We start from the raw sequence: 5374 nt of genomic DNA, 5'->3' as shown, positions 1-5374 counted from the left end.
GCTTGCCGAATACGATTCACTATGCGACAGTGGAAAGCTGCACTCAAATGGTACAGCTCTATAGTAGACGGGGCCTGGGCCGGATGTGCATGAAATTAAATTCGTGGGGATCCCTCAGGGTCAGAGTTAATTTTAACCTAGGTTAGCTCCCTGCATTACACTTCGTTCGTGGACACATAAGACAGTTTCTAACATGATTACTTGGGCTACTAAACAGCGTTTTAGCGCATTTCATTTTTAGGTTTTATAAACATGTAGGTAGCGTATTACGCTTTAAACCCTGCATGTTAACGTGATTTCCCGGTGATTTTTCATAGCCTATCTATTCGGGGGCGTACCTTGCATCCCCGCAATGAATGCAGAAATACTCGGCAAAATATAGGGTGGTAAGCTGTTTGGTTAGCGGCAGCTTTAGTCAGTTGCAAAAGATTCACAGATTTTGTATTTAAAGTAACCGTTCGACTCGATTAACGCTATCAATCAAGCGAGCTTTCGATTAACATTTACGACCATTTTTTGGTTCGATTAATTGTTTAGGTAATGCAAATGGCTGACAATTCAGATTTCAAAGAAGTCTACAACAAGTGGTACTTTCTCGCTTCATTAGTAACTTTACTTGCGTTTCCGCTGATGCACATCATCTGCGGCTGGTTTACCTTCTGGTTATAACGCAGACATTCAAGGCAAAATTGTGACTGCAGAATATATAAAATCAGTAGTAAAAACCGTACCTGACTACCCCAAGCCAGGTATATTATTTAGAGATGTAACCAGCGTTTTAGAAGATCATAAAGCGTTTAGTAGCTGCATATCATTACTACTAGAAAGATATCAGGGGATGGGGTTCAATAAAATCGCGGGCACAGAAGCGCGTGGGTTTTTATTTGGCGCTCCCCTAGCAATAGAAATGGGTGTTGGTTTTGTACCTGTTAGAAAGCCTAACAAACTACCACGAGAGGTGGTTAGTGAAAGTTATGAGCTAGAATACGGTACCGATACACTAGAAATTCATAAAGATGCGATTCAACCTGGCGATAAGGTTTTGCTAATTGACGATTTGCTAGCAACCGGCGGCACTATAGCTGCCTCGGCAGCGCTAATCCGTCGATTAGGTGGTGAAATATCCCATGCAGGTTTTATTATAAATCTTCCAGACCTTGGCGGACGCGAAAAGCTCACGGAAATAGGCGTAGAAAGTTTCAGCTTGTGCGAGTTTGAAGGCGAATAAGGATTAGATATTAGGCAATGAGTTATCAGGTATTAGCACGAAAATGGCGTCCCGGAAAGTTCAGTGAGTTAGTCGGGCAGGAGCACGTAGTTGCAGCTATTTCAAACGCTTTAGATAACGACAGATTGCATCACGCATACCTGTTTACGGGTACGCGTGGGGTAGGAAAAACTACCATTGCCCGTATATTTTCTAAAAGTTTAAACTGTGAGCAAGGCCAAGGCGCTAACCCCTGCGGCCAATGCAACACCTGCCGTGAAATAGAGCAGGGTAATTATGTCGATCTTTTAGAGATTGATGCAGCGTCGCGCACTAAGGTTGAAGATACTCGTGAGTTGCTAGACAACGTTCAGTATAAACCTACTCGTGGGCGCTATAAGGTGTACTTGATTGATGAAGTACATATGTTGTCGAAGCACAGTTTTAACGCGCTTCTAAAAACCCTTGAGGAGCCGCCTCCTCATGTGAAATTTTTATTGGCAACTACCGATCCGCAAAAGTTACCGGTAACTATTTTATCTCGCTGCCTGCAGTTTAACCTAAAGGCCTTATCGCGTGAGCAAATAGTGGGGCAGTTAACCCATATTCTAGAGCAAGAAGCTCTACCGTTTGAGGCGAATGCCTTAACCTTGTTAGCTAGGGCTGCTCAGGGAAGTATGCGAGACGCATTAAGCCTTACCGATCAAGCTATTGCGCAAGGGGACAACGCAGTTAACGCTGCCGTGGTTACCGATATGCTCGGGTTAATGGATAAAAACCAACTGCTAAAGATACTGCATGCGGTGGTGAATAAAACCGCTGCGGATGTTATGCAGTTAGTACAAGATATAGCTGAACAAGCGCCAGATTACAGTTTGGTCCATGCTGAATTAGCAAGTACGCTTCACCAGATAGCGCTTACTCAGTGGGTGCCTGAAGCGTGTAAACTGGAAACTACATCGGCCAAAGCCATTTATCAATTGGCGAAAACTATCTCGGCTGAACACGTTCAGTTGTTATATCAGATAGCCTTGCAGGGGAGGAAAGACCTACCTCTTGCTATAGACGGGCGAAGCGCGTTAGAAATGACCTTGATGCGAATGATGTCGTTTGCCCCAAGTAAACCGGTGAGCGGTACAGAGGAGACCATTCGCGCGGGAAAGTCTGAACAGGACCTACCAGTTTCCGACACTAGGGGGACGGAAGGCACTGCCGATCCCCTCGATAAGTCAACTCGTCCCTCAGCGCCAGCCGCAGACGTAATAAATACGACGCAAAGCGAACGTGTGTCAGAGCCAGAAGAACAGAACGACGATCAGGCCTCTAAGCATAATACCAATGGCTCTCTATCAGTACCGCCGGCCAAAGAAGATAATGGGCCGAGTGAAAACGAGGGTAACCCCTATACTGCAGAGAGCGCGCGCAGTGATAGCAGTAGCTCAAGCGCCGCTATACCAACTAAAGAAATACCAAACGAGACAAGCGCAAATGTCGATATAGAAAATACCGACGCTATGAAAAATGCATCTCAAGCGATGCCGCAACCTCCGTTTGACGAAATGCCGCCAATGGACGCATATGAAAATGATATGCCGCCAGCCGATTATCAAGACGCCAGTGCTGGTTTCGATGATGATTATAATACGCTTCAAACGCAGGTATCGACCGACGATAGCCATAATGCACAGTCAAGCGTAACTAAGAAAGACCCCGCTGAACAATTAACTACCACGGCCGATATGTTAGCGCTACGCCAACGTTTAAAGCAGCGTAAAGATCAAGCTTCTTCAGAGGAAGCTAAAAAGCAAGCGCCCGCTAAAGACGATGGTTTTGTTAATCGGCTCAGTCGCGCTGCACAGACCAAGGTTTATGCGCCCGATGAAGCAGGAAATCACTCTGCTGAGTCTGATAGGCAAGGTGATAACACCGCTGGAACGACACCGTCGCTGGTAAGTCAAAATGAACAAGCACTAAACAGCCATAATTTACCAGCGCATGCTCGTGATACAGTGACATCAGCTGATGAGAGTGAACATAGCGATGCGCCCCCTTGGTCTATTAATGATACCCAAGCGACGCCCGCTGGTAGAGTAGAAGATGCGCTACCTGGGCAAAGTCATAGTGAGAAGCAAAGCGTAGACGATGCTTCTGAAGTTGTAGAGCATCTTTCGGTGAGTGACACAGCTGAACAAGCGTCACCACAAAATACGAGTATAGATGAGCAAACTTATCGGCGGTCAGTTCAAGATGAGTTAAAGGCCTACCTAGATGATGGGACTAAGCTCGTCCATGCCAGTCAAATTGACAATTGGAGTCAGTTGGTTGAGCAAATGCCAGTGGCGGGTTTATTGAAACAATTGGTGCTACATGCCTCTTTTTCTAAAAATGGCGAGCAAGTAGCGCTTGAAATTGATGAAAGTCAGGCGCATTTACTAAATGAGAGTGCAAAACAGCAACTGTTAGAAGCGTTACATCATACATTAGGTGAAAATACGCGTATTGAAATAAGTTTAGGCTCGCCGTCTGAAACGCCATTTGCAATACAGCAAAATATTCAAGCCATGCGCCAAGCGCATGCACATTCGGTTATCGAAACCGATGAAACAATACAAGCGCTGCTATCGACGTTCGATGCATCCGTTATTACCGATACGGTAAAAGCAAGATAACAGCATTCATTAACATCAGATTGAAGTGAGAAAAGATTATGTTTAAAGGTGGAATGGGCAACATGATGAAACAAGCCCAACAAATGCAAGAACGTATGCAAAAAGTTCAAGAAGAGTTAGCAAGTCTTGAAGTTACCGGTCAATCCGGGGCGGGTATGGTTAAAGTAACTATGACCTGTAACCACAACGTTCGTCGCGTTGATATTGACGAGTCATTAATGGATGACGATAAAGACATGGTTGAAGATTTAGTGGCTGCCGCATTTAACGATGCTGTACGCCGCGTACAAGAAACAAGTAAAGAAAAGATGGCAGACGTAACAGGTGGCATGCCATTACCACCTGGCTTCAAAATGCCGTTTTAGTCTACAAGCCCCGTATTTATTGGCCTCTAGCTTTTTAAAAAGTTAGGGGGACAAATAGGGGACAAAGAAATATCTTCAAAGCTCGGCATATGTCCGAGCTTTTTCACATGTAACTGCCGACCTTACCTTTCTCAAAATATATAAAGCGCTACTACAGTCTCCGAAAGCGATGTATCTTAATCCTAACTTTATAGGGGATACTGATGAAATTGGCTTGGATAGATTTAGCTTGGCAGGGAGAGCATAACCCTTCAGCAGTTGCTGTTGGTTGTATTCAAAACAACCAACTGGTTCTTGGGTCGCTCGAACCCGCAGTTTATGGATTGTCACGAATTGTTGAGCACTTAACCAAACAAGAAGACCTACAAGGTATCGCTATAGATGCTCCGCTCATTATTAAAAATGAATCAGGGCAACGAGGGTGCGAGAAAGCGCTTAGCCGTGATTACGAAGGGCGCAAGGCCTTGTGCCATATATGACGAATATATAGGTTCTTTAAAGGGACGCTTGCTTAAAGCCAACGAAGATGCTCTTGACGCAATGTAATGCCTTTATATCGCTGGTCTCTATTCTATTAACGCTAAAGGCACCGTATATGGAGATAAGAAGCTAGGCTACATCTTCGTTCCCCAGGGGAGTTGTTTATAAACTTGCTCTGTCTTTTAACTAAAGCAGTCCATCGCTCCTAGCCTAATATGATAGGCTGCAATGAGCCGTAAAGCGGACATTGGATATTTCTACTCGCGAGATCGCTTCAGACAAGAATCGGTCATTCGGTTGTGTTATTTGTTTTTGATTTAAACCATCAAATACTACGCATTTAACTGATTAACAAAAGCACAAGTCGCTATCCTTTGCCCTACAAGGGTGAAAACGACCCAATCATGCGTCTTTTTTAGTCACTTAATAAAGCCAACTATCATACGATCATCGTTTGTTAATTTTGAAAACTTGATAATTGAGGAAATTTGAACGAATATTGAACACTCTTCCACTATTGATTTGTTAGGGAAGATGCGAATAAGTCTCTAATGTGAGATCATAGCTGCATAGTAAATCACAGCCATTACCGCTCATGAACCAACAGTTTACCTTCGCCGATAGTGAGTTTTCCAGCAAGCGCCGCCAGACCC

Annotated in this window: 4 protein-coding genes; all 4 read left to right on the top strand. The window is 44.4% G+C overall.

The window, feature by feature from the left end; translation table 11 throughout:
- Nucleotides 1-691: 691 nt before the first annotated feature.
- On the top strand, nucleotides 692-1228 hold the full coding sequence (gene apt / locus GTH32_RS18780; RefSeq protein WP_163088678.1) for an adenine phosphoribosyltransferase: 537 nt from the start codon (nucleotides 692-694) through the stop codon (nucleotides 1226-1228).
- 17 nt (nucleotides 1229-1245) lie between these two features.
- Nucleotides 1246-3876, top strand: a complete 2631-nt coding sequence (gene dnaX, locus GTH32_RS18775) for a DNA polymerase III subunit gamma/tau (protein WP_163088676.1) — start codon at nucleotides 1246-1248, stop codon at nucleotides 3874-3876.
- A 38-nt stretch (nucleotides 3877-3914) separates the two neighbouring features.
- Nucleotides 3915-4241: a YbaB/EbfC family nucleoid-associated protein gene (locus GTH32_RS18770; RefSeq protein ID WP_163088674.1), complete on the top strand. Its 327-nt coding sequence runs from the start codon at nucleotides 3915-3917 to the stop codon at nucleotides 4239-4241.
- 203 nt (nucleotides 4242-4444) lie between these two features.
- The gene (locus tag GTH32_RS19410; protein ID WP_203565562.1) at nucleotides 4445-4720 is read left to right on the top strand and encodes a DUF429 domain-containing protein; all 276 of its coding nucleotides are present in this window, start codon (nucleotides 4445-4447) and stop codon (nucleotides 4718-4720) included.
- The last annotated feature ends 654 nt before the right edge of the window (nucleotides 4721-5374 follow it).

The sequence above is a fragment of the Alteromonas profundi genome, assembly GCF_010500865.1.
GTDB classification, from domain to species: Bacteria; Pseudomonadota; Gammaproteobacteria; order Enterobacterales; family Alteromonadaceae; genus Alteromonas; species Alteromonas profundi.
This window is presented reverse-complemented; position numbering and strand designations above follow the sequence as displayed.

What these genes read in the sequence shown, in the direction of transcription:
- dnaX (WP_163088676.1), top strand. Translation starts at nt 1,246, where the DNA reads ATGAGTTATCAGGTATTAGCACGAAAATGGCGTCCCGGAAAGTTCAGT.
- GTH32_RS19410 (WP_203565562.1), top strand. Translation starts at nt 4,445, where the DNA reads ATGAAATTGGCTTGGATAGATTTAGCTTGGCAGGGAGAGCATAACCCT.
- GTH32_RS18770 (WP_163088674.1), top strand. Translation starts at nt 3,915, where the DNA reads ATGTTTAAAGGTGGAATGGGCAACATGATGAAACAAGCCCAACAAATG.